20 protein-coding genes and 1 pseudogene are annotated in these 21096 nt (G+C 65.7%); 5 read left to right on the top strand and 16 right to left on the bottom strand.

Features of this window, described 5'->3' with window-relative positions:
* The first annotated feature begins 25 nt into the window (after window positions 1-25).
* A complete protein-coding gene (locus ALVIN_RS14325; RefSeq protein WP_012972044.1) occupies window positions 26-595 on the top strand; it encodes a Uma2 family endonuclease in 570 nt (189 codons plus the stop codon).
* Here ALVIN_RS14325 and ALVIN_RS14320 read toward each other — a convergent pair.
* From ALVIN_RS14320 to ALVIN_RS14310, 3 genes are read right to left on the bottom strand one after another with little or no spacing between them, the layout of a single operon-like run.
* Entirely contained in the window at window positions 571-1302 is a 732-nt protein-coding gene (locus ALVIN_RS14320) for a phosphatase PAP2 family protein (RefSeq protein ID WP_012972043.1), read from the bottom strand. The two genes, ALVIN_RS14325 and ALVIN_RS14320, sit on opposite strands and share 25 nt — an antisense overlap.
* Before the next feature lie 6 nt (window positions 1303-1308).
* Window positions 1309-3429, bottom strand: coding sequence for an ATP-binding protein (locus tag ALVIN_RS16700; RefSeq protein ID WP_012972042.1), 2121 nt, complete (start codon window positions 3427-3429; stop codon window positions 1309-1311).
* A gap of 25 nt (window positions 3430-3454) precedes the next feature.
* Complete coding sequence (locus ALVIN_RS14310; RefSeq protein ID WP_012972041.1) at window positions 3455-4330, bottom strand: ABC transporter substrate-binding protein; 876 nt, start codon at window positions 4328-4330, stop codon at window positions 3455-3457.
* A gap of 168 nt (window positions 4331-4498) precedes the next feature.
* Between ALVIN_RS14310 and ALVIN_RS14305 the strand changes: the two genes are divergently transcribed.
* Both ALVIN_RS14305 and cowN read left to right on the top strand, forming a co-directional pair.
* Window positions 4499-6013, top strand: coding sequence for a hypothetical protein (locus tag ALVIN_RS14305; RefSeq protein WP_012972040.1), 1515 nt, complete (start codon window positions 4499-4501; stop codon window positions 6011-6013).
* Between the two features lie 151 nt (window positions 6014-6164).
* A complete protein-coding gene (cowN, locus tag ALVIN_RS14300; protein WP_012972039.1) occupies window positions 6165-6452 on the top strand; it encodes a N(2)-fixation sustaining protein CowN in 288 nt (95 codons plus the stop codon).
* 7 nt (window positions 6453-6459) lie between these two features.
* Here the strand turns inward: cowN and lipB are convergent, their stop codons facing one another.
* From lipB to ALVIN_RS14250, 10 genes and pseudogenes are all read right to left on the bottom strand, one after another.
* Entirely contained in the window at window positions 6460-7092 is a 633-nt protein-coding gene (gene lipB, locus ALVIN_RS14295) for a lipoyl(octanoyl) transferase LipB (RefSeq protein WP_012972038.1), read from the bottom strand.
* Window positions 7089-7358, bottom strand: coding sequence for a YbeD family protein (locus ALVIN_RS14290; RefSeq protein ID WP_012972037.1), 270 nt, complete (start codon window positions 7356-7358; stop codon window positions 7089-7091). Before ALVIN_RS14290 ends, lipB begins: the two co-directional genes overlap by 4 nt.
* Window positions 7351-8211 carry a D-amino acid aminotransferase gene (locus ALVIN_RS14285; RefSeq protein WP_012972036.1) on the bottom strand — a complete coding sequence of 287 codons (861 nt, stop codon included), beginning with the start codon at window positions 8209-8211 and terminating at the stop codon, window positions 7351-7353. The genes ALVIN_RS14290 and ALVIN_RS14285 overlap by 8 nt, the downstream gene beginning before the upstream one ends.
* 13 nt (window positions 8212-8224) lie before the next feature.
* Window positions 8225-9367: a D-alanyl-D-alanine carboxypeptidase family protein gene (locus ALVIN_RS14280; protein WP_012972035.1), complete on the bottom strand. Its 1143-nt coding sequence runs from the start codon at window positions 9365-9367 to the stop codon at window positions 8225-8227.
* Window positions 9368-9544: 177 nt separating this feature from the next.
* Window positions 9545-10057, bottom strand: a pseudogene (locus ALVIN_RS14275) (septal ring lytic transglycosylase RlpA family protein); the annotation flags it as partial.
* Window positions 10054-11184, bottom strand: a complete 1131-nt coding sequence (rodA, locus tag ALVIN_RS14270) for a rod shape-determining protein RodA (RefSeq protein ID WP_012972033.1) — start codon at window positions 11182-11184, stop codon at window positions 10054-10056. The gene rodA and the pseudogene ALVIN_RS14275, both read right to left, overlap by 4 nt.
* Window positions 11174-13048, bottom strand: a complete 1875-nt coding sequence (mrdA, locus tag ALVIN_RS14265; RefSeq protein WP_012972032.1) for a penicillin-binding protein 2 — start codon at window positions 13046-13048, stop codon at window positions 11174-11176. Before mrdA ends, rodA begins: the two co-directional genes overlap by 11 nt.
* Before the next feature lie 5 nt (window positions 13049-13053).
* The gene (gene mreD, locus ALVIN_RS14260; RefSeq protein WP_012972031.1) at window positions 13054-13572 is read right to left on the bottom strand and encodes a rod shape-determining protein MreD; all 519 of its coding nucleotides are present in this window, start codon (window positions 13570-13572) and stop codon (window positions 13054-13056) included.
* Window positions 13569-14441 carry a rod shape-determining protein MreC gene (gene mreC / locus ALVIN_RS14255; protein WP_207144896.1) on the bottom strand — a complete coding sequence of 291 codons (873 nt, stop codon included), beginning with the start codon at window positions 14439-14441 and terminating at the stop codon, window positions 13569-13571. Before mreC ends, mreD begins: the two co-directional genes overlap by 4 nt.
* 52 nt (window positions 14442-14493) lie before the next feature.
* Complete coding sequence (locus ALVIN_RS14250) at window positions 14494-15540, bottom strand: rod shape-determining protein (RefSeq protein ID WP_012972029.1); 1047 nt, start codon at window positions 15538-15540, stop codon at window positions 14494-14496.
* Window positions 15541-15785: 245 nt separating this feature from the next.
* On the opposite strand from ALVIN_RS14250, the gene gatC reads away from it, so the two are divergent.
* Together gatC and gatA are read left to right on the top strand one after the other, a co-directional pair.
* The gene (gene gatC, locus ALVIN_RS14245) at window positions 15786-16073 is read left to right on the top strand and encodes an Asp-tRNA(Asn)/Glu-tRNA(Gln) amidotransferase subunit GatC (protein WP_012972028.1); all 288 of its coding nucleotides are present in this window, start codon (window positions 15786-15788) and stop codon (window positions 16071-16073) included.
* Window positions 16073-17527: an Asp-tRNA(Asn)/Glu-tRNA(Gln) amidotransferase subunit GatA gene (gene gatA, locus ALVIN_RS14240; protein ID WP_012972027.1), complete on the top strand. Its 1455-nt coding sequence runs from the start codon at window positions 16073-16075 to the stop codon at window positions 17525-17527. The genes gatC and gatA overlap by 1 nt, the downstream gene beginning before the upstream one ends.
* 66 nt (window positions 17528-17593) lie before the next feature.
* Here gatA and mgtE read toward each other — a convergent pair whose 3' ends face one another.
* The 3 genes from mgtE to ALVIN_RS14225 all read right to left on the bottom strand — a co-directional run bounded on the left by mgtE (window position 17594) and on the right by ALVIN_RS14225 (window position 21041).
* Window positions 17594-18955 carry a magnesium transporter gene (gene mgtE, locus ALVIN_RS14235; protein ID WP_012972026.1) on the bottom strand — a complete coding sequence of 454 codons (1362 nt, stop codon included), beginning with the start codon at window positions 18953-18955 and terminating at the stop codon, window positions 17594-17596.
* Between the two features lie 98 nt (window positions 18956-19053).
* On the bottom strand, window positions 19054-20775 hold the full coding sequence (gene ptsP / locus ALVIN_RS14230) for a phosphoenolpyruvate--protein phosphotransferase (RefSeq protein ID WP_012972025.1): 1722 nt from the start codon (window positions 20773-20775) through the stop codon (window positions 19054-19056).
* A complete protein-coding gene (locus ALVIN_RS14225) occupies window positions 20772-21041 on the bottom strand; it encodes an HPr family phosphocarrier protein (protein ID WP_012972024.1) in 270 nt (89 codons plus the stop codon). Before ALVIN_RS14225 ends, ptsP begins: the two co-directional genes overlap by 4 nt.
* Window positions 21042-21096 lie beyond the last annotated feature (55 nt).

Below are 21096 nucleotides of genomic sequence, written 5' to 3'. Positions count from 1 at the left end.
AACCACGATCGACGGAGCCATGGCCATGTCGAACCTAGCCGAAGCCCAGCGCCTGACCCTGGAAGACTATCTGGCGGGCGAGGAAGCCTCCGACATCAAGCACGAATACATCGCCGGTGAGGTCTTCTCCATGGCCGGCGCGACAGAGGAGCATGTCACCGTCGCGCTGAACATGGGCGCGCTACTGCGTGCCCATGTGCGTGGTACGCCTTGCCGGGTCTATATGGCCGACATGAAGCTGCAAGTCGCCACTCAGACCTCCGAAAACGTCTTCTATCCCGACGTCTTCGTCACCTGCTCATCGTCCGACGCGGGCGAACGCAAGCTCAAGCGCGAACCGACCCTCATCATCGAAGTCCTGTCGGAATCGACCGAAGCCTATGATCGCGGCGCCAAGTTCGCCCACTATCGGCAGTTGGAGACCCTGCGCGAATATGTTCTGATCGATTCACGTAGCCGCTCGATCGAGGTCTTCCGGCGTTGCGACCAGGGCTGGCTGCTGTCTCCGGTGGCTTCGGATGCGCCGCTCGTGCTCGAATCCCTGGAGTTCTCCTGCGACCAGGACGCCGTCTACGAGGATGTGGTCTTCGACTGAACTCGAATGCCGGCTTTCGCCGCTTGCGTCTCGGGAAAGAAGAGCCAGCCCAGCAACCGATAACCGATCCACACCAGGAGCAGCGACGTCAGCACGTCGCTCAAAAAGTGCCCGCCCGAGACCAGACGCGCCAGCCCGACCCCAAGCGCATAGACCAGCACCAGCCACATCCAGAGCGAGCCGCGCCCGGCCAGGGTTGCGGCCACCGCCACCAGATAGGCCGCCGCCGCCGCATGTCCCGAACTGAACGAGCCGCCCTCCTGATCCGAGAGCACGAAGGCCGGCGTAAAGGTCTTGTCCCCGCCGAACTCCATCACAGTGACCGGCCGCGCCCGCCCCCAATGCTCCTTGAAGGTCAGGTTGACGAGCAGACCCGGCACCAGGACCAGCAGACAGAGCAGAAACGCCAGCTTGCGCCCCGTGAACCCGAGCCAGCCGCGCCCGGTGCGCCGGTTGAACCACCAGAGCGCGATCAGAGCCAGATTCACCCCCACCATCAGCACAGGCACCGACTCATGGAGCGCACGCTCCCAAGGCTCGCCCTTGAGCGTGAATCCGGCTCCAGGCGTGTAGAACATGCCGGAGACGGCCAGATCGAGACCCGGCCACAGCACCATCAGCAGGGCGAAGACCGGAAAACCGATCCAGAGGATCAGGGGGACGCCGAACCGGCTCGAACGGGTCAGAGGCGACAGGACACTGGACATGGGCGATCAGCTCGGATTCGATGATGGGGACGACGCGCGGCCGATCTCGATCGGCTGGACGGGAATACTGAGCGTGAAGCGACTGCCCTGGTCGGGTTCACTCTCCACGCTCAGGGTGCCGCCCAGCGCTTCGGCCAGACGGCGGGCGATGGCCAGACCCAGCCCGGTGCCGCCATAGCGCCGCGTATGCGAGCCGTCGGCCTGGACGAAGGGCTCGAAGATGCTCTCATGCAGCGCGTCCGGAATGCCGATCCCGGTATCCGTCACGCAGATGGCGAGCCGGCCGCTCCCGCCCGCCGGCGTCTCGGTGTCGAGCCAGGTCGCGAGCCGGATCTCGCCTTCGTGGGTGAACTTGACGGCATTGGCGGTCAGCTTGTCGAGTATCTGCTGCAAGCGCCGTGCATCGACGATCACGAATCCCGGCGCCGGACGGCTGGAGTCCAGGACGAAGCCCAGTCCTTTTTTCTCGGCCTGGGGGGCGTAGACGGTCATGACGTCCCGGATGATCCGGAGCGGATCACAGGGGCCGGGCTGGAGCTGGAGTTCCTCGGCGTCCATGCGCGTGTAGTCGAGGATATCGGCCAGGATGGCCAGCAAGGTGTCGGCTGAACGCTTGACGGTGTCGAGCTGACGCCGCTGGCGTTCGTTCAGATCCGATTCCAGTAGCAGTTGGGTCATGCCCAGGATGCCGTGCATGGGCGTGCGCAGCTCATGGCTCATGGTCGAGAGGAAGGTCGTCTTGGCGCGCGCGGCGCTTTCGGCACGCTCCTTGGCGGCCAGCAGTTCGGCCTCGTGCCGCTTGCGGTCGGTGATGTCCGACGTGACACCGACATAGTGCTGGAGCTCGCCGTACTCGTCGTGCACGGCATCGATGGTCAGGAGGGCATTGTAGAGTTCGCCATCCCGGCGGCGATTGACGATCTCGCCGCGCCAGTGCCCCTGGGTGATGACGGCACACCAGATATCGCGATAGAAGGTCTGGTCGTGCAGCCCGGAGGACAGGAAGCGCGGATTGCGCCCCAGCGCCTCCGCGCCGCTGTAGCCGGTCATGCGTTCGAAGGCTGGGTTGGTCGAGAGGATCTCGCCCGAGGGCGTGGTCAGCATGATGGCGTCGCTGCTGGCCTCGAAGACGCTGGAGGTCAGCCGGCGCTGGCGTTCCAGTTCGGCGCGCTGCTGCGCGAGACGGCGGCGGCGCAGCCAGAGCAGCAGGATGGCCGCCGAGAGCGCGGCCAGGATCGGCACGACGATCATCGACAGCCGGCCCGCTTCACGGAGCCACTGTGCCTGGATGTAGCCGCGATCGAGATGGACGGCGATCACGGCCGGATAGCGGCTGGAGGCGCGATAGGCCGTCAGGACGTGATGGCCGTCGGCCAGTGTCTGCGCCAGCTCGCCCAGCTCCTGGCGCTCCAGCCGCGCGGGCACCGCGCCGGACTGATCCGGGCGTCCGGGGATGTCGTCGGGACTGGTCGAGAGCAGCAGCAGACCGTCATAGCGCAGGAGCTGGACGCGCCCCTCCTCGATCGGCAGCAGTTGGCTGAAATGGCCGATGAAGTCGTCCGGGTTGAGTGCGGCCAGCCACCAGTAGGGCGTGTCGTCGAGTTCGAAGCGGTGCATGACCGGAATCAGGCTGGCGGCACGCGGCGGCGGTGGTTGGCCCGTGCTCGGGGTCGCGTTCGCCAGATCCCGTCCCACCCAGGGTCGGCCGATGCGTGGCGGGGCGCCGCCCAGAGTGGTCTCCGGGTAGAAGCCGTCCAGTGTGATCCTGAGACCGATATTGCGTGCATCCGAACTGCCGATCACCGAGCCATCCGTCGTCAGGATCGACAGCGAGCGCAGAAAGGGCGAGGGACGCAGCAATCCGGTCAGATGCGTTGCGAGCGCCCGGTCGTCGGTCAGATCCTGTCCCGGCGGCAGATTGCCCACGCTCAGGTCGATGACCTGGAGCGTCTTGGTCAGATAATCCTCGAAATTGCGTGCGTGCATCCGGGCCGTGGCGAAGGCATCCGTGGTGGCCTTGTCGTGCAGACGCCAGAGCGTGATGCCGAAGGCCGCCAGCCAGCCGCTCGCCAATAGGACCAGGGCGGCCAGGATCAGGCCGTGTCGCTGTGATTCGCTGTGAGACATGAATGCGGCCGGATGCCGGGCTGGCTCAATGCACCACGATGGGTTCGAGACCGTGACGGCGCGCCGCCTCCAGGAGTCGGCCATCGGTCTTGATCGCGGTGATGAAACGCTCGACGCGCGCGTGGAAGGCGTCATCGCCCGGCGCCATGGCCCAGGCGTAGGGCGTGAGGTGATAGCTCGCGCTCGGCGAGACGATCCGTTCCCAGTCGTGCTGGTCGATGCCCGGCGTCGTCATCCAGGTGTAGCCGGTGTTCTGATCGGACTGGGTGGGCGAGACGAGACGCGCCCAGTCGTGATTGTCGAGCATGCGCCGGCTGTACGCATAGTCGGTCATGAAGATGTCAGCCCGTCCCGACTGGACTTCCTGCTCACGGGAATGGGGCGTGTCGAGCACGCGCAACTCGGCGTGCTGGAGTTTCTCGCGCATGACCGCCTCGTGCAGCGTGCCCTTGGCCACGGCGACCACGGTGCCCGGCTGGTCGATGTCTGACCAGTCGCGGATGCGCCGATTGGTGCGGGTGGTGATGGCATAGATGTCGCTGGCCAGATACGGCTGGGTGAAACGCAGATGCTGCTGACGCGCCGGCGTGATGCCGATGGCGAACATGGCGATGTCGCAGCGGTCGCCGAGCACGTCCTCGATCAGGCTGGCGAAGGCGCTGTCGACGAACTCGGCCTCGACGCCGAGGTCGCGGGCCAGTTCGCGCGCCAGATCGGCATCGATCCCCGAGAGCTGGAGCGTCTTGGGATTGCGGAACGAGATGCCGTAGTAATCCGGCCAGATGCAGACGCGCAGGGTCTGGGCCGTCCGGATGCGCTGGAGACGATCGTCGTCGGCCATGACGGGGCCGTGCATGGCGATCAGCAGGACGCCGACGAACAGCCTGAGTGCGTGTGACATGGTGACTTGATCCTCGGAACGGTCTCGATTCGAGTTTGCATTACGGCATATCAGGGCGTCATTCTCAAGCATGCCGGTCCCTGTGAAGGACTCGGGGGTGGATTCGCACTCCGGCTTGGCCTAGCCTAGAACGCCCCCTGCATCCAACATCGAGGAAGGTTCAGTCTCATGCGTATCTGGTTCGGCGCGCTCGCGCTACTCGTCTCGTTCGATCTGCTGGCTGCGATTCCGGCCACGCCCGTGATGACGGTCTACAAGTTCAATGGCCCCATGGACGTCCCCTATTACGACGCCGACCGCTTCGCGGCTGCCGGCACCGCCGCCGGACGTGCCGGAACCCTGGTGCAAGGCACCTCGGTCATCCCCTGTCTGATGATCCGCGACGGCGAGCCGCTGACCGACAGGGACGGCACGCCCTATGTCGGCTTCGAGGTCGTGGTCGACCCGCGCTCGGCGACTCCGGCCTCGACCGAGGTCTTCAAGCGCGCCGTGGCCGAACGCAAGGAACTCCAGGTACGCAACCATCACTGCCCGGCCAGCGTGCGCAACGTCATCAATGTGCGCGAGCTCTATGCGCTGGAGAAGGCGCCCTTCTTCGATCCGCCGCGCTCGGGTCGACGAAACGGCTCGACCGGCGGCACCAGTGAACTCGACCGCATCGTGCGCGCCTTCCATGATTCGAACGAATGTGCTTCGGTCAACGCGCGCCTGACGCGCCGCCGTCAGGCTCTGGAACGCGCCTGGGAGGATTTCAGCGCCCGGCGCTCGGATCTCGGTTCGCCGACCACGCTCGCGCGCGCCAAGCACCTGGATTACGCCATGCGCACCGCGCTCTACGAGGGACATCTGGGACGCGGCTGCAATGCCTATGGCGCCTGCGAGCGCAACATCGTGGTGCTCTCGATCCGCAATCGTGCGGTGGGCCAGTGCCAGAGTAAGCAGGGTTGTACCTTTCCCGGCGACTTCCAGGGCGTCTCCTCAGCGCCTTCTCAGTACAACATCTGGGACGAGTACCTGACCCAGATTTCGGGTCTGACCGCCTGCTATCTGCGCCCGGATCTGGCCGACCGCGACAATTATGCCAAGCTCCAGGCCATGTATGCCCAGACCGTGCCGGATGCCGAGCAGATCCTCTATGGCGGTGATTCGGGTCTGCGCGCCGTCTTCCCCGGCAACAGTCTGAGCGATCTGACCACCACGCGCCATTACTATCACGCCCCGGCCATGGGCCAGTGCTTCCCCAACCACGACCGGGTCGAGTACATGACCGGCGCCGTAGCGCGCAAGGGCGGCGACTTCGCGCTGATCGCCAATACCCGCATCGAGGTCGGCGACAAATCCGGCTCCGGCTATGCGTTCAAAGAGTTTCTGGTCACTCAGGAGCCGGATCGCGATGTCGTCCGCGTCCAGGACAACTATCCGGGCTTCCTGGTCGATGCGCGCAAGGTCTCGCTGAAGCGTCCGGATTACTGTCCGCCCTATGGCATCCCGGGCGGCTGTCGCTCGGCCGGCACCGGACGCTATCGCAAGGTGCCGAACTGGCTCGGCTCAGGCGATCCGGTCGAACTCCATTGCCGGATCGCCGATCGCGGCGAAACCTGCAAGGGGTCGGGTGCGATGCGCTCGGTGAGTGTCGGCGGCACCTGTGACAAGGAGATGCGTCCGGTGGCGCGGGTGCCCTGAGACGCGAATCCGGCCTCGTTCTTGCTTGAATCTCCGGCACATGATGGGTCGGTAGCGGCTCTCCACCGAAACCGACCCGGTATCAATGACCTGGCCTGTTCCGATCCAGCCGGGTCGTGTCGGATTCGAGACAACAGAGGAATCATCAACCGTGTCCCAGGCTGCCGTGAAGATTGATCGCTATATCACGTTCGAGGGAATCGAGTGCGACGAGCAGGCGCGTCGCGTTCTGGACTGTATCCGTGACTGTATCGAGGCGCCCGAGGCCTCGTCCTGGAGCGCCTATTTCGAGCGCAAGCTCGATGAGATCACGCGGATGGGGCAGGACGAGCTGTTCGTCGTCGGCAGTCAGGTCAACTATATCCGCGCCCTGTTCGAGCACCACGGACACCGCGAAGGGCTGGATCTGCTCGACCGGATCGAGGACGAGTGCTGCTGAGTCGGCTTCAGTCCGGTCGGCTCAGTTGTCGCGGCAGGATCTCGGCCAGCGCCTGAGCCGTCTCGGCGAGCGTGATCCCAGGGACATGATCGACGAGCCGGGTGACGGCCAGTCCGGCATAGCCGCAGGGATTGATGCGGCCGAAGGGTTCCAGGTCCAGGTCGACGTTGAGCGCCAGACCGTGATAGCTGCAGCCGTTGCGCACGCGCAGACCCAGTGACGCGATCTTGGCGTCGGCGACATAGACGCCGGGCGCGTTGGGGCGCCGTTCGGCCTCGATGCCGTGCGCGGCCAGCAGATCAATGATCGCCTGTTCCAGTCGCTCCACCAGCCGCTTGATACCGATCCCCGCGCGTCGCAGATCGAGCAGCAGATAGGCGACGAGCTGACCCGGACCATGATAGGTCACTTGCCCGCCGCGATCGGTCTGGACCACCGGGATGGCGCCGGGGGCGAGCAGATGCTCGGGACGCCCGGCCTGACCGAGCGTGAAGACCGGCGGATGTTCGAGCAGCCAGAGTTCGTCCGGCGTCTCGGCGTCGCGCGTATCGGTGAAGGCGCGCATCGCTGCCCAGGTCGCTCCATAGTCCTGGAGTCCGGCCAGATGTCGGATGCGCAGCGGTGGAGACGGCGCGTTCACAGCGCCCAGGCCACCAGTTCGTGGGCGCTGAGTTCCTGGTAGATGGCGTCGAGCTGGGGCTTGCTGTGGGCCTCGAAGGTCAGGGTGACGGCGATCCATTTGCCGCCCCGGCTCTCGCGCACCGAGATCGCCGTCTCGTCGACGCCCTCGGCATGACGGCTGACGATCTCGACCACGACCGCTTCCAGTCCGCGTCCGGCCGGTCCCATGGCCTTGACCGCGAAGCGGCAGGGAAAGGTCATCAGGGTTTCTGTTTGGTCAGACATGGCCTGCTCGCACCCGTGCCTTGTAGTCCTGATAGAGGGCATCCATCCGGCGCCAGAGCAGTCCCGGACGCCCGTCGCCCACCAGTTCGCCGTCGAGCCGCGTGACCGGCAGCACCTCACGGGTCGAACTGCTGAGCCAGATCTCGTCGGCCGCGCGCAGGATGTCGAGCGCGACCGGCCGTTCCACGAACTCCAGACCGTGCTCGTGCGCCAGGGTCAGGGCCAGTTCGCGCGTGATGCCCGAGAGCAGCAGCCGGCTCTTGGGCGGGGTCATGAGCGCGCCTCCGGCGACGACGAAGACGTTGGAGACCGCGCCCTCCGTCACCCAGCCGTCGCGGTGCATGATGGTCTCCAGCGCATCGGCGTCGGCGGCCTCGCGGCGCATCAGCACCGCCGCCGCCAGCGAGATCGACTTGATATCGCCGCGCAGCCAGCGGATGTCGGGATGGGTGATGCAGGCGACGCCCTGTTCGGCGATGGCGGGCGCGCGCGGCTTGATCGGCTTGGCGAAGGCGAGCACGGTCGGTCGCACACCTGCGGGACAGAGATGATCGCGCTCGGGCGCCGTGCCGCGCGTCACCTGGAGATAGACGTACTGATCTGCGGCCGGCGGCTCGCCGATCAGCCGCCGCAGCACCGCGCGCCAGTCCTCACGCGCGAGCGGCGCCTCCAGCCGCATGGCGGCGAGGCTCGCGTCCAGCCGGTCGAGATGCGGCTCCAGACCCAGGAAATGTCCGCCATAGCTCGGGATGACCTCGTAGACGCCGTCGCCGAACAGGAATCCACGGTCCATGACCGAGATGTGCGCGGCCTCGGGCGGCACGAAGGCGCCGTTGAGATAGAGTTCGTTCACGTGCGATCGCCCATCAGAACATCCGCAACACGCTGTCCTTGGCCTGACGCCAGAGACCGCCCTTGGGCAGATCCTGGAGCGCGACGAGCGGAATGCGCGTGACTTCCTCCTCACCCATCGACACCACCACGTCGCCGAGCTGGTCGCCCTGAGCGATGGGGGCGTTCATGTCGGAGGTCTTCTCGATACGTGCGCTGAGCTTGTCGTACTGGCCGCGCGGGATCGTGGCCACCACGTCGCGCTCCGGTCCCACGGGGAGGGTGTCCTGTTCGCCATACCAGACGCGCAGGTTCTCGATCGGCTGACCGACGGGGTAGAGCTTGTGGCTCTCGTAGGTGCGGAAACCATAGTTGAGCAGGGCCAGGCTGGCCTCGGCGCGTGCCCTGGGGCTGGGCGTGCCCATCACGACCGAGATCAGGCGCATGTCGTCGCGCTTGGCCGATCCGACCAGACAGTAACCGGCCGCCTTGGTGTAGCCGGTCTTGATGCCGTCGGCCGTGGGATCGCGCTTGAGTAGCGGGTTGCGATTGGCCTGGGTGATGCCGTTGTAGGTGAACTCCTGGTTGGAGTACCAGGCGTAGTACTCGGGAAACTCGCGGATCAGGGCCACGGCGACCCGCGCCATGTCACGCGCGGTCGTATAGAGCTCGGGGTCCGGCAGGCCATTGGGGTTGGTGAAATGGCTGTTGGTCATGCCGAGCCGCTTGGCATGGGCGTTCATGAGATTGGCGAAGGACTCGACGTTGCCCGAGACGTATTCGGCCAGGGCCACGCTGGCATCGTTGCCCGACTGGATGATCATGCCCTTGAGCAGATCCTCCAGACTGACATGCTTGCCGACCTCGATGAACATCTTGGAGCCGCCGGTGCGCCAGGCCTTCTCGCTGACCAACACCTGATCGGTGAGTTTGATGCGCTCGGAGGCCAGTTCGCGGAACACCGTGTAGGCCGTCATGATCTTGGTCAGACTCGCCGGCTCGAGCCGCTCGTCGGCGTTGAGTTCGGCCAGGGTCTTGCCCGTATGGAAGTCGACCAGCAGATAACCCTTGGCCTCCAGTTCGGGAGGAGCGGGCGTCGTCGTTTGCGCACCGACGGGCAGGCCGAGCGGGAGCAGCAGCAGAAACCACGGGAGCAGGCGCTTGATGGCTGATTTCATGGGTGATCCGAAAACTCGGGGGTGGCGAGAGAATTGTGGCGCATTTTACCCCTCAAATCGCAAAAATGGCACAGTGTTTCAGTTTTGTAGCGAAGCCGCCGCGCGGGTCGGGCGGCCAGTGTCGCTCTCGGCCTCGGAGTGGTCAGCCAGGAAGGGCAGGAAGCTCCAGAAACGGCGTCTGGGATCGATCGCCTGGACTTCCACTCGCGCCGTGCCCTGGCGCTTCATTCCGAGCTTGACGGCGGCCGTGTAGGAGAGATCGATGACGCGACCGTCGTGAAAGGGGCCGCGATCGTTGATCCGCACCACGACACGGCGACCGTTTTCGAGATTGGTGACGCGCGCATAGGTCGGCAGCGGTAGCGTCTTGTGCGCCGCGCTCATGGCATACATGTCGTAGGTCTCGCCCGAGCTGGTCCGGCGGCCATGAAAGGGCCGTCCATACCAGGAGGCCAGTCCGCGCTCGACATGGCCGCGCGCGGACTTCTGGGTGAAATAGCGCCGGCCGAAGACCACATAGGACTCGGGGTTGCCCGACTTGGCCAGCGGCTCGACCTTGGGCACGGCATCCGGGATGCGGGCGATGGCCTCATCGTCGAGTTCGCCGCGACTGGCGCAGCCGGCCAGTGAGAGCAGCAGGATGGCGATGAGGGGCGGTAAGAAGAGGGTGTCACGCATGATCCGGCTCATTTTCTGGCACGGTGGGTCTCGATCGACATCAGTATCCCGAAACCGGCCATGAGTGTCACCATCGAGGTGCCGCCATAGCTGACCAGGGGCAGGGGCACGCCGACCACCGGCAGCAGACCGCTCACCATGCCGGTGTTGACGAACAGATAGACGAAGAACACCAGCGTCAGGCCGCCGGCGAGCAGGCGCTCGTAGTTGTCCTGAGCGCGCGCGGCGATCATGAGTCCGCGTCCGATGATGAACAGGTAGAGCGCCATCAGCGCCAGGATGCCGGTGAAGCCGAATTCCTCGCCGATCACGGCGAAGATGAAGTCGGTGTGGCGCTCGGGCAGGAACTCCAGGTGCGACTGGGTGCCGTTGAGCCAGCCCTTGCCCGAGAGTCCGCCCGAGCCGATGGCGATCTGGGACTGGATGATGTGGTAGCCGCTTCCGAGCGGGTCGGACTGCGGATCGAGCAGGGTCATGACGCGCGCGCGCTGGTAGTCGTGCATGTGCATCCAGACCAGTGGCGCCACGGCGGCGGCGATGGCCGCCAGTCCGGTGATCATGCGCCAGCTCAGTCCGGCGATGAAGAGCACCATGACGCCTGCGCTCAGGACCAGCAGCGAGGTGCCCAGGTCCGGCTGCTTGGCGATCAGCCCGACCGGGATCAGGCTCAGAACCGCCGCCAGCAGCACGACCGACAGACGCGGCGGCAACGGGCGCAGCGACAATACCCAGGCCACGGTCATGGGCACGGCGAGCTTGAGCAGCTCCGAGGGCTGGAAGCGCACTACGCCGAAATCGAGCCAGCGTTGCGCGCCCTTGCCGATGTCGCCGATCAAAAGCACCGCCACCAGCATCAGTACACCCAACACATAGAGTCCCAGCGACCAGCGCTTGAACTGGCTGGGGTGCATCTGGGCGATGGCCAGCATGATGCCGAAGGCGATGCCCAGACGCAGGAGCTGGCGCTCGACCATCACCAGCTCGCGGTCACCGGCGCTGTAGAGCACTACCAGGCCGAAGCCGCAGAGCGCCAGCAGTCCGGTCATGAGCGGCGCATCGATATGCAGCCGGCGCAGCCAGCCGCTCTCGGGCGCATCGACCTCCCAGTTCGTCCGCGAGGACAGTGGATCAGTCGCCATCCGGCGTCTCCCCCGATTCGTCCGGTAGCGGCGTGCCGCCGAGATAGGCATCGATGACCCGGCGTGCGATCGGCGCGGCGGTCCCGCTACCCGAACCGCCGTTCTCCACCATCACCGCCACGGCGATGCGCGGATCCTCGACCGGCGCGAAGGCGACGAAGAGCGCGTGATCGCGCAGACGCTCCGAGATCTTGGACGCGTCGTAGCGCTCCTTCTGGCCGATGGTGAAGACCTGCGAGGTGCCGGTCTTGCCGGCGATCCGGTAGTCGTTGGAGTGGATGCGCTTGGCTGTTCCGCGCTGGCTCTCCACGACCTTGGCCATGTCCTCGATGGCGATGTCCCAATCGCCCGGATTGGTGATCTGGATCTGACGTGCAACCGTGGGGAAGACGGTCGCCACGTCGGCCCCCGGCACACGTCGCGCATAGGCCAGTCGCGGCTGGATGAAGTGCCCCTTGTTGGCCAGGGCGGCGGTGGCCGCCGCCAGTTGCATGGGCGTGGCCAGGAAATAGCCCTGACCGATGCCCATGATGAGCGTCTCGCCCGGATACCATGGCTGTTTGCGTACGCGCTCCTTCCATTCGCGCGACGGGAGGAGTCCGGGCAGCTCGCCCGAGACGTCGACGCCGGTTCGCGAACCGAAACCGAATTCCGAAAGGAAAGCGTGGAGTTTGTCGACTCCCATCTGGTTGGCCAGCCAGTAGAAATAGACATCGCAGGATTGCACGATGCCCAGCTCCAGATCGACCGTGCCATGTCCGCCGCGCCGCCAGCAGCGGAAGCGGTGCTTCTGGCCCGGCAGCGAGAAGTAACCCGGACAAAAGGTCGATTTGCGCGGCGTGACGAACCCCAGCGACAGACCGCCGAGCCCGATGAAAGGCTTGACCGTGGAGCCGGGCGGATACTGACCGCGAATGGCGCGGTTGTAGAGCGGTTTGTCGGGCGAGTGGAGCAGGGCGTCGTAATTGCTCTGGCTGATCCCCTCGACGAAGAGGTTGGGGTCGAAGCTCGGTGTGCTCACCAGGGCCAGCACGCCGCCGCTGCGCGGATCGATGGCCACGATCGAGCCGCGATTCTCGCCGAGCGCCTCGGTGGCCGCCTGTTGCAGCGCGATGTCGAGATAGAGATAGAGATCCTGACCCGGTGCCGGCGGCGTGCTCTCGAGCGTGCGCAGGATGCGTCCGCGCGCATTGACCTCGACCTGCTGATAGCCGACCTTGCCGTGCAGCACGTCCTCGTGGGCCAGTTCCACGCCGCCCTTGCCGATGAAGTTGGTGCCGGCATAGTTGCCCTTGTCGATGCGCGCCAGTTCCTTTTCGTTGATGCGTCCGACATAGCCGAGCACATGGGCCGTGAGTTCGCCCTTTGGATAGGTGCGGATCAGCTCGGCATGGACCTCGACACCTGGGAAACGATAGCCGTCGACGGCAAAGCGGGCTACTTCTTCGGACGTCAGGTTCAAGCGGATGGGGACCGGCTGAAAGCGCATGCGCTGGCGTTTGAGACGCTCGAAGCGCGACAGGTCGCCATCCTCGATCGGTATCAGCTTTTTGAGTTCGTCGATGGTGGCCTTCAGATCCCCGACCTTCTCGATCGTGATCACCAGCGAGAAAGACGGATGATTCTCGGCGAGCACCACGCCTTTGGCATCGAAGATCAGCCCGCGGTTGGGCGGTACCGGCTGGATCTTGACCCGGTTCTCGGTCGACAGGACCGTGAAATGCTCGTGAAGCTCCAGTTGCAGATGGAACAGACGCGCCAGGATCAGGCTCAGCCCAAGGACGACGAACACGCCCGCCACGATGGCGCGCGTCCTGACCAGACGCTGTTCGCGCTGGCGATCCTCCAGACTGCTTTCGAGCATATCGCTCAACCCAACCCCAGGCGGCGTTCGAAAGGCACCAGCAGCCAGGCCATGATCGGCCAGAAGGCCAGACCGACCAGCGCCGAGATCCAGTAGGTCAGGGCCGGCATCGGTTGCCCGGTCGCGCCGATGATCCAGAGGGTCAGCAGTCGCTCGGTCAACAGGATCAGCGCCACGAAGAAGGCCTGCTGCCACGGTGGAAAGATGCGGATGCGCGGGCGCAGCACCAGCGCCAGATAGGCCGTGACCGAGAGGGACAGCGCGTGCTGACCGAGCAGGGCGCCGGTGAGCACGTCGAGCATCAGGCCGACCACGAACCCCGTGAAGATGCCGACCCGGCGCGGTGTGGCAAAGCACCAGAAGAGGATGGCCAGCACGGTCCAGGGTGGGCGGTAGTCCCAGGGCCAGTCCGACAGCGGCAGGATGGTCAGGTACATCGCCAGCGTGAGTGAGAGCGCGATCGGCCAGAAGGGCTGACGGGGCTTGTAGGACGGTTTGCTCGCGCGCTTCTTGACGGTCTTCACTGCGGCATGTCCCTGGGCTGGAGGGCCTCGGCGGTCAGGGCCTGCAGGCGTGAGGTCTCGTTCAGATTCCAGACCAGCAGGACTTCGCGGCTGCGATCGAGCCGGGCCGTGGGCGCGGCCAGGACGGTGGTGAAGGGGTTGTCCGGATCCTGGCGCACGGTCTTGACCCGTGCTACCGGATAGCCGGCGGGAAAGCGTCCGTCCATTCCCGAGGTCACTAACAGATCATCGACCTGGATGTCGGCGTTCTTGGGGATATAGAGCAGTTCGAGATCCTGATTGGGACCGGTGCCGGCGGCGATGGTGCGCAGTCCGTTGCGATTGACCTCGACCGGTAGCGCATGATCCGAGTCGGTGATCAGCAGGACCACTGAAGAGAACGGATTGGTGCGGATGACCTGCCCCATCACCGCATTGGCGTCGAGCACGGGTTGACCGACGAAAACCCCGGCATTGGTGCCCTTGTTGAGCATGACCTGCTGACGATAGGGCGCGAGTTCGACGGCCATGATCTCGGCGATCAGCACCCGCTCGCCGACGTCGAGCGAGGAGCCGAGCAGGTCGCGCAGACGCGCGTTCTCGGCCTCCATCGAATCGAATTGCTGGAGTCGCGCCTTGAGCAGCAGGTTTTCGCGATGCAGTTCGGCGTTTTCGTCGCGCAGGACGTCCTGCCTGACGAAGCGTTCACGGGCCTCGCGAAAGAGTTGGCTGGGTCGGTCGGAGGCCAGTTGCAACGGATAGGTGACGAGTGAGAGCGCCGTGCGCAGCAGTTCCAGGTGGTGCTGATGATGATCGGCCACGAGCAACCCGAGCGCCATCAGCACGGCCAGGATGACGCGGACATTGGGTGATGGGCCAGGGTTGAACAGAGGTTTGATGACGGCAGTCCTCGGCGAGAGAGTCCGCGAACGCTCTTGGTTGTCATTCGGTCGCGAACAAGGCGCTCTCCTGCGTGTCGAGCATCTCCAGCACCATCCCGCCTCCGCGCGCGACGCAGGTCAGCGGATCCTCGGCCACGATCACCGGCAGTCCGGTCTCCTCTTCGATCAGCCGGTCGAAACCGCGCAGCAGCGAACCGCCGCCGGTCAGTACGATACCGCGCTCGGCGACATCGGCGCCCAGCTCGGGCGGCGTCTTCTCCAGGGCCATCTTGACCGCCTGCACCACCATCGACAGCGGCTCCTGAAGGGCTTCGAGGATCTCGTTGCTGTTGAGCGTGAAGCTGCGCGGCACGCCCTCGGCCAGACTGCGGCCCTTGACGTCGATCTCCAGCACCTCGTTGCCGGGGAAGGCCGAGCCGATGCTGTGTTTGATGCGCTCGGCGGTGGCCTCGCCGATCTGGGTGCCGTAGTTGCGGCGCACATAGTTGACGATGGCGTCATCGAAGGTATCGCCCCCGACCCGTACCGACTCGGCATAGACGATGCCGCTCAGCGAGATCACCGCCACCTCGGCCGTGCCGCCGCCGATGTCGATGACCATGCAGCCGCGCGGTTCGTGCACCGAAAGCCCGGCGCCGATGGCTGCCGAGATGGGCTCCTCGATCAGATAGACCTCGCGCGCGCCGGCGCCGGCGGCCGACTCCTTGATGGCACGGCGCTCGACCTGCGTCGAGCCGCAGGGCACGCAGATGAGCACGCGCGGACTGGGACGCAGGAAGCTGGTCTCATGCACCTTATGGATGAAGTACTGGAGCATCTTCTCGGTGACGGTGAAGTCGGCGATGACGCCGTCCTTCATCGGCCGGATCGCGGTGACGTTCTGAGGGGTACGACCGAGCATCTGCTTGGCCTCCTCGCCGACGGCCACCACCGTCTTGGTGCCGCCCTGGCGTTCGTGCCGGATGGCCACGACCGAGGGCTCGTTGAGCACGATGCCGCGGCCGCGCGCATAGATCAGGGTATTGGCGGTCCCCAGGTCGATCGACAGATCATTGGAGAACATTCCGCGAATGTTTCTGAAGAACATCGGTAAAGATACCTTCCGGGTGGTAAGGAACGCCATGGATGGGTGCGGCGTCGCAGAAGAGGAGTAGCCCGGGTCTCGGTTCCGATACGGGATCCCTGGATGATTGGGGCGCTAATCTAGCAATGCGGGCTTGGATCGGCAAGGCGCCCGCTGTGTCCGGTCTTCGGGAATGCCGGGCAGAGTCGCCCGCCCGGACGCCCTTTTGTGCTATTTTCGCCCATTTTACTGCCAACGGCTGCTGCAACATGTCACTGGATTCATCCGACATCGACAAGATCGCCCATCTGGCGCGGCTCGCCATCGCTCCCGAGCAGCGCGCGCGCTATGCCACGGACCTCACCAACATCCTCGATCTGGTCGCCCAGATGGATGCGGTCGACACCTCAGGCGTCGAGCCCATGGCCCATCCGCTGCACATGGCCCAGCGTCTGCGCCCGGACGTTCCCCGTGAGCCGAACCGGCGCGAACGCTTCCAGTCCATCGCCCCCCTGACCGAGGGCGGACTCTATCTGGTTCCGAAGGTCATCGACTGATGCAGAACAAATCGATCGCTCAAATGGCCGCGGATCTGCGGCTGCGTACCTATTCCAGCGTCGAGCTGACCCGGCATTATCTGGAGCGCATCGCGCGGCTCGATCCGGCGCTGAACTCCTTCATCACGGTGGCGGCCGAATCGGCGCTCGCGACGGCCGAGCGTGCCGACCAGACGCTCAGATCCGGCGAGGCCGGGCCGCTGACCGGCATCCCGATCGCGCACAAGGACATCTTCTGTACCCAAGGACTCAAGACCAGCTGCGGCTCGCGCATGCTCGACGGCTTCGTCGCGCCCTATGATGCGACCATCGTCGAGCGGCTGGCGGCGGCCGGTGCCGTGGTGTTGGGCAAGACCAACATGGACGAGTTCGCCATGGGGTCGAGTAACGAGACGAGCTGGTATGGCCCGGTCAGGAATCCCTGGGACGCGGCTCGCGTGCCGGGCGGTTCCTCGGGCGGCTCGGCGGCGGCGGTGGCCGCACGGCTGTGCGCGGCGGCGACCGCCAGCGACACCGGCGGATCGATCCGTCAGCCGGCGGCGCTGTGCGGCGTCACCGGCATCAAGCCGACCTATGGACGCTGCTCGCGCTGGGGCATGATCGCCTTCGCCTCCTCGCTCGATCAGGCCGGTGTCATGGCGCGCTCGGCGGCGGACGCGGCCTTCATCCTCGACGAAATGGCCGGCTTCGACGAGCGCGACTCGACCAGCGCCGACGTCCCGGTGCCGGACTATGTCGACGCGCTCGACGACGATCTGCACGGTTTGCGCATCGGGCTGCCGAAGGAATACTTCGGGGCCGGACTCGATGCGCGCATCGGCGATGCGGTCATGGCGGCGATCAAGGAGTACGAGGCGCTCGGCGCCGAGATCGTCGAGATCAGCCTGCCCAACAGCCCTCTATCGGTGCCGGTCTACTATGTGGTCGCGCCGGCAGAGTGCTCATCCAACCTGGCGCGCTTCGATGGGGTGCGTTACGGCCATCGCTGCGACAATCCGAAAGACCTGCAAGACCTCTATGAGCGCAGTCGCGCCGAGGGCTTCGGTCCCGAGGTCCAGCGCCGGATCATGATCGGCACCTATGTGCTCTCGGCCGGCTATTACGATGCCTACTATCTCAAGGCGCAGAAGATCCGCCAGTTGATCGCGGACGATTTCAAGCGCGCCTTCGAGCAGGTCGACGTCATCATGGGACCGACCAGCCCCACGACCGCCTTCCAGCTCGGCTCCAAGATGGACGATCCGGTGTCGATGTATCTCAACGACATCTACACCATCGCCACCAACCTCGCCGGATTGCCGGGGATGTCGATCCCGGTCGAACCCGTCGACGGTCTGCCGGTCGGGTTGCAGATCATCGGCAACTACTTCCAGGAAGCCCGTCTGCTCAACGTCGCCCACCGCTACCAGCACGCGACGCACTGGCATCAGGCCGCACCAGCCGGTTTCGAGTGAACGCCCGAACCGCCCGCTTCTCCCCTTGCGGGAGAGGGCGGGGCAGGGGAACAGCGCGATTCGTCCTCAGAGCAGAAACAGGGTCGCCAGCCCCAGAAAGGCCAGGAAGCCGACCACATCGGTCACAGTGGTCAGGATCACCCCGCCGGCCAGCGCCGGGTCGATGCCGAACCGTTCGAGCGCCAGCGGCAGCAGCGCCCCGGCCAGGGCGGCGGCCAGCAGATTGATACTGATCGCCGCGCCGATGACCAGCGCGATCTGCGGATCCCGGAACCAGACCCAGGCGATCAGCGCCACCACCAGCGCCCAGATGACGCTGTTGATGGCCGCCACCGCCAGCTCTTTCATCAGCAACCAGCGACTGTTGTTGGACGTGAGCTGACCGAGCGCCAGTCCGCGGATGGCGAGCGTGAGCGTCTGGGTGCCTGCGATACCGCCCATGCTGGCGACCACCGGCATCAATACCGCCAGCGCCACGATCTGCTGGATGGTGTCCTCGAAGCGTCCGATGACCCAGGCGGCCAGAAAGGCCGTGAGCAGATTGATCCCCAGCCAGAGCGCGCGGCGGCGCGCGCTCAGGATCACGGGTGCGAACATGTCCTCGGTCTCCGACAAGCCCGCCTGACCGAGGAACTGATGATCGGCCTCCTCGCGGATGACGTCCATGACGTCGTCGACCGTGATGCGTCCGAGCAGATTGCCCTCCTCGTCGACCACCGGCGCCGTCACCAGGTCGTGCTGCTCGAAGCGGGTGGCGACCTCGCGCGCGCTCCAGGTCGCCGGGATGGCCTGCACATCGAGCGTCATGGCCTCCGCGACCGAGTCCTCCGGGTCATGGGTCAGCAGGTCGGTCAGATAGAGCACGCCCAGATAGCGGCCCTTGCGGTCGACCACGATCAGGTTGTCGGTGATGTCCGGCAGTCCGTCCTTGAGCCGGCGCAGATAGCGGATCACCACGTCGAGCGTCATCTCGGGACGCACGGTTACGGTGTCGCTGTTCATGAGACCGCCGGCGCTGTCCTCGGGATAGGAGAGCGCCTTTTCGAGCCGGTCGCGCCGCTGCTGATCGAGCGACTTGACCACCTCGCGCGTGATGGCCAGCGGCAGATCCTGGATGAGGTCGGCCAGGTCGTCGGTGTCCAGGGTGCCGATGGCGGCGATCAGCTCGCCGGCATCCATCAGGGCGATGAGCTGCTCGCGCACGTCGTCGTGCAGATAGGCCAGCACCTCGCCGTCGTATTCGGCATCGACCAGGTTCCACAGCAGCTCGCGTTCCTTGTGCGGCAGCGATTCGAGCAGGTGGGCGATCTCGGCCGGTTGCAGGGCATTGAGCATGCGCGCGGCCTGACGCACCGCGCCCTGTTCGAGGACGCGACGCAGATCCTCGAGGCGCGTGTTGTCGGCAATGGAGGTCGCGGGAAGGCTCATGGTCACCTGCTGGCGCGGTCGCTGAGTCGGGAGGCCGGATCGCCCGGTACGAGCCGGGAGACGACTATGCTACCAGTTCGCGGCGAGGGCAGGCAGGTTCAGGCAGCATCGAAGGCGGCGAGCAGATCGGTGGAGTCGGACTCGTCGAGTCGAGCGAAGAGCCGGTCGGCGCGTCTGGCCAGGGTGTCGGCATCCGAGTCGAGCAGGGCGCCGGGCTGCATGCTGAACTCGCGCAGTCCCATGCCGAGCAGCAGCCGGGTGAAGCGCGGATCGCCGGCCATCTCGCCGCACATCCCGACCGGGACGTCGAGCGCGCGTCCGGCCTCGATGGTGAGCCGGATCAGACGCAGGATGGCCGGATGCGCCGGGTCGAAGAGGTCGTTGACCGCATCGTCCAGGCGGTCGATGGCCAGGGTGTACTGGATCAGGTCATTGGTGCCGATCGACAGGAAATCCATCCGGCGCGCGATGGCGTGCGCGGTGAGCGCGGCGGCGGGCACCTCGATCATGGCCCCGATCGGCATGGCGTCGTCATAGTCCAGTCCGTCGCGGTCGAGCTGGCGTTTGAGCTCGGCGATGATGGCCAGGGCGCGGTCGAGTTCGTGGACGCTGGTGACGAGCGGCAGCATCAGCCGCACCGGGCCGAGCGCCGAGGCGCGCAGGATGGCGCGCACCTGGGGCCGGAACAGTTCCGGCTCCTTCAAGCAGAGCCGGATGGCGCGCAGTCCGAACGCCGGATTGCTGACGTTCGAGCCGGGCCGGGCCAGGGCCTCGCTGTGCTTGTCGACCCCGAGATCGAGCGTGCGGATGGTGATGGGCCGGCCGTCGAGATCGGCCAGCATGGCGCTGTAGTTGGCCAGGTGTTCCTCTTCGTCCGGCAGGTCGGCGCGGTTCATGTAGAGGAACTCGGTGCGATAGAGTCCGACTCCGTGCGCCCCATTGGCCTTGGCCAGCTCGACGTCCTCGGCCAGCTCCAGATTGGCCTGGAGCCGGATCTCCACGCCATCGCGCGTGCGGGCCGGACGGTCGACGAGCGTGCGCAGTCGGCTCTGGCGCACCTGGATCTCGCGCAGTCGCCGACGGTAGTCGGCGACGAGTTGCGCGTCGGCATTGGCGATGACCGTCCCGCTCGCGCTGTCGACGATCAGCAACTCTCCGGCGCGCAGATAGCGGCTGATGTCGTGCAGCCCCATGACCGCCGGCACGCCGAGACTGCGCGCCAGGATCGCGGTATGCGACATGGGACCGCCGTACTCGGTGACGAAGGCCACGGCACCGCGATGATGCAGCAGGATGGCATCGGCCGGCATCAGGTCGCGCGCGACCACGACATGACCGGCCAGATCCCGCTCGGCGAGCATCGGTTCGCTCGGCTCGCCGCGCAGGAAGATCTGGATCTGGCGCACCACGTGCTCGATGTCGTCGCGGCGCGTGCGCAGATAGGGATCGTCCATGCGGTCGAAGACCGCGATCAGGGTATCGCGCTGGCGTTGCAGCGCCCATTCGGCGGTGCACAGCTGCTCGGCCACGATATGGCGCACGCCGTCGATGAGCGCCGTATCCTCCAGCATCAGCAGATGGGTGTCGATGAACTCGACGATCTCGATCGGCGTGTCCGGCGGGATCTGGGCATGTACCCGCTTGAGCGCGCCGCGCGCGGCCTCGACCGCCAGATCGAAACGGGCGATCTCGTCCTGGATCTCATCGGCACCGATCGGTGCGTGGGTCACGCCCCCCTGTCCACGGATGTCGACGAAGGCCGGACCCAGTGCGATCGAGTTCGGGGTGCCGATGCCGATGCCCTGGAAGGCGAGGGTCACTCTGGTTCTCCGAAGCGGTCCAGTATGAGTTGCTCGATGGCCGTCATGGCCTCCTGTTCGTCCGCGCCCGTAGCCTCCACCACGACCGTGGTTCCCTGACTGGCCGCCAGCATCATGACGCCCATGATGCTCTTGCCATTGACGCTCTGGCCACGGCGCTCGACCGTGACCTCGCTCTCGAAGCGATTGGCGCACTGCACCAGCTTGGCGGCCGCCCGCGCGTGCAGACCGAGCTTGTTGCGGATCTCGAGTTCTTGGCGAATCATCCGATGTGATCCTTCTGGCTAAGAGTAGTACCTGAATCGCCTGTGGAGGCGTTTG

The sequence above is a fragment of the Allochromatium vinosum DSM 180 genome, assembly GCF_000025485.1.
Classification (GTDB): domain Bacteria; phylum Pseudomonadota; class Gammaproteobacteria; order Chromatiales; family Chromatiaceae; genus Thermochromatium; species Thermochromatium vinosum.
This window is presented reverse-complemented; position numbering and strand designations above follow the sequence as displayed.

Bases quoted from the DNA above. Each gene is read 5' to 3' on its own strand.
- gatA (WP_012972027.1), top strand. From the start codon at position 16,073: ATGCAGAACAAATCGATCGCTCAAATGGCCGCGGATCTGCGGCTGCGT.
- ALVIN_RS14280 (WP_012972035.1), bottom strand. From the start codon at position 9,367: ATGAAATCAGCCATCAAGCGCCTGCTCCCGTGGTTTCTGCTGCTGCTC.
- mgtE (WP_012972026.1), bottom strand. From the start codon at position 18,955: ATGAGCCTTCCCGCGACCTCCATTGCCGACAACACGCGCCTCGAGGAT.
- mrdA (WP_012972032.1), bottom strand. From the start codon at position 13,048: ATGCTCGAAAGCAGTCTGGAGGATCGCCAGCGCGAACAGCGTCTGGTC.
- gatC (WP_012972028.1), top strand. From the start codon at position 15,786: ATGTCACTGGATTCATCCGACATCGACAAGATCGCCCATCTGGCGCGG.
- ALVIN_RS14290 (WP_012972037.1), bottom strand. From the start codon at position 7,358: ATGTCTGACCAAACAGAAACCCTGATGACCTTTCCCTGCCGCTTCGCG.
- ALVIN_RS14305 (WP_012972040.1), top strand. From the start codon at position 4,499: ATGCGTATCTGGTTCGGCGCGCTCGCGCTACTCGTCTCGTTCGATCTG.
- ALVIN_RS14310 (WP_012972041.1), bottom strand. From the start codon at position 4,330: ATGTCACACGCACTCAGGCTGTTCGTCGGCGTCCTGCTGATCGCCATG.
- ALVIN_RS14325 (WP_012972044.1), top strand. From the start codon at position 26: ATGTCGAACCTAGCCGAAGCCCAGCGCCTGACCCTGGAAGACTATCTG.
- ALVIN_RS16700 (WP_012972042.1), bottom strand. From the start codon at position 3,429: ATGTCTCACAGCGAATCACAGCGACACGGCCTGATCCTGGCCGCCCTG.
- ALVIN_RS14250 (WP_012972029.1), bottom strand. From the start codon at position 15,540: ATGTTCTTCAGAAACATTCGCGGAATGTTCTCCAATGATCTGTCGATC.
- ALVIN_RS14320 (WP_012972043.1), bottom strand. From the start codon at position 1,302: ATGTCCAGTGTCCTGTCGCCTCTGACCCGTTCGAGCCGGTTCGGCGTC.
- rodA (WP_012972033.1), bottom strand. From the start codon at position 11,184: ATGGCGACTGATCCACTGTCCTCGCGGACGAACTGGGAGGTCGATGCG.
- ALVIN_RS14225 (WP_012972024.1), bottom strand. From the start codon at position 21,041: ATGATTCGCCAAGAACTCGAGATCCGCAACAAGCTCGGTCTGCACGCG.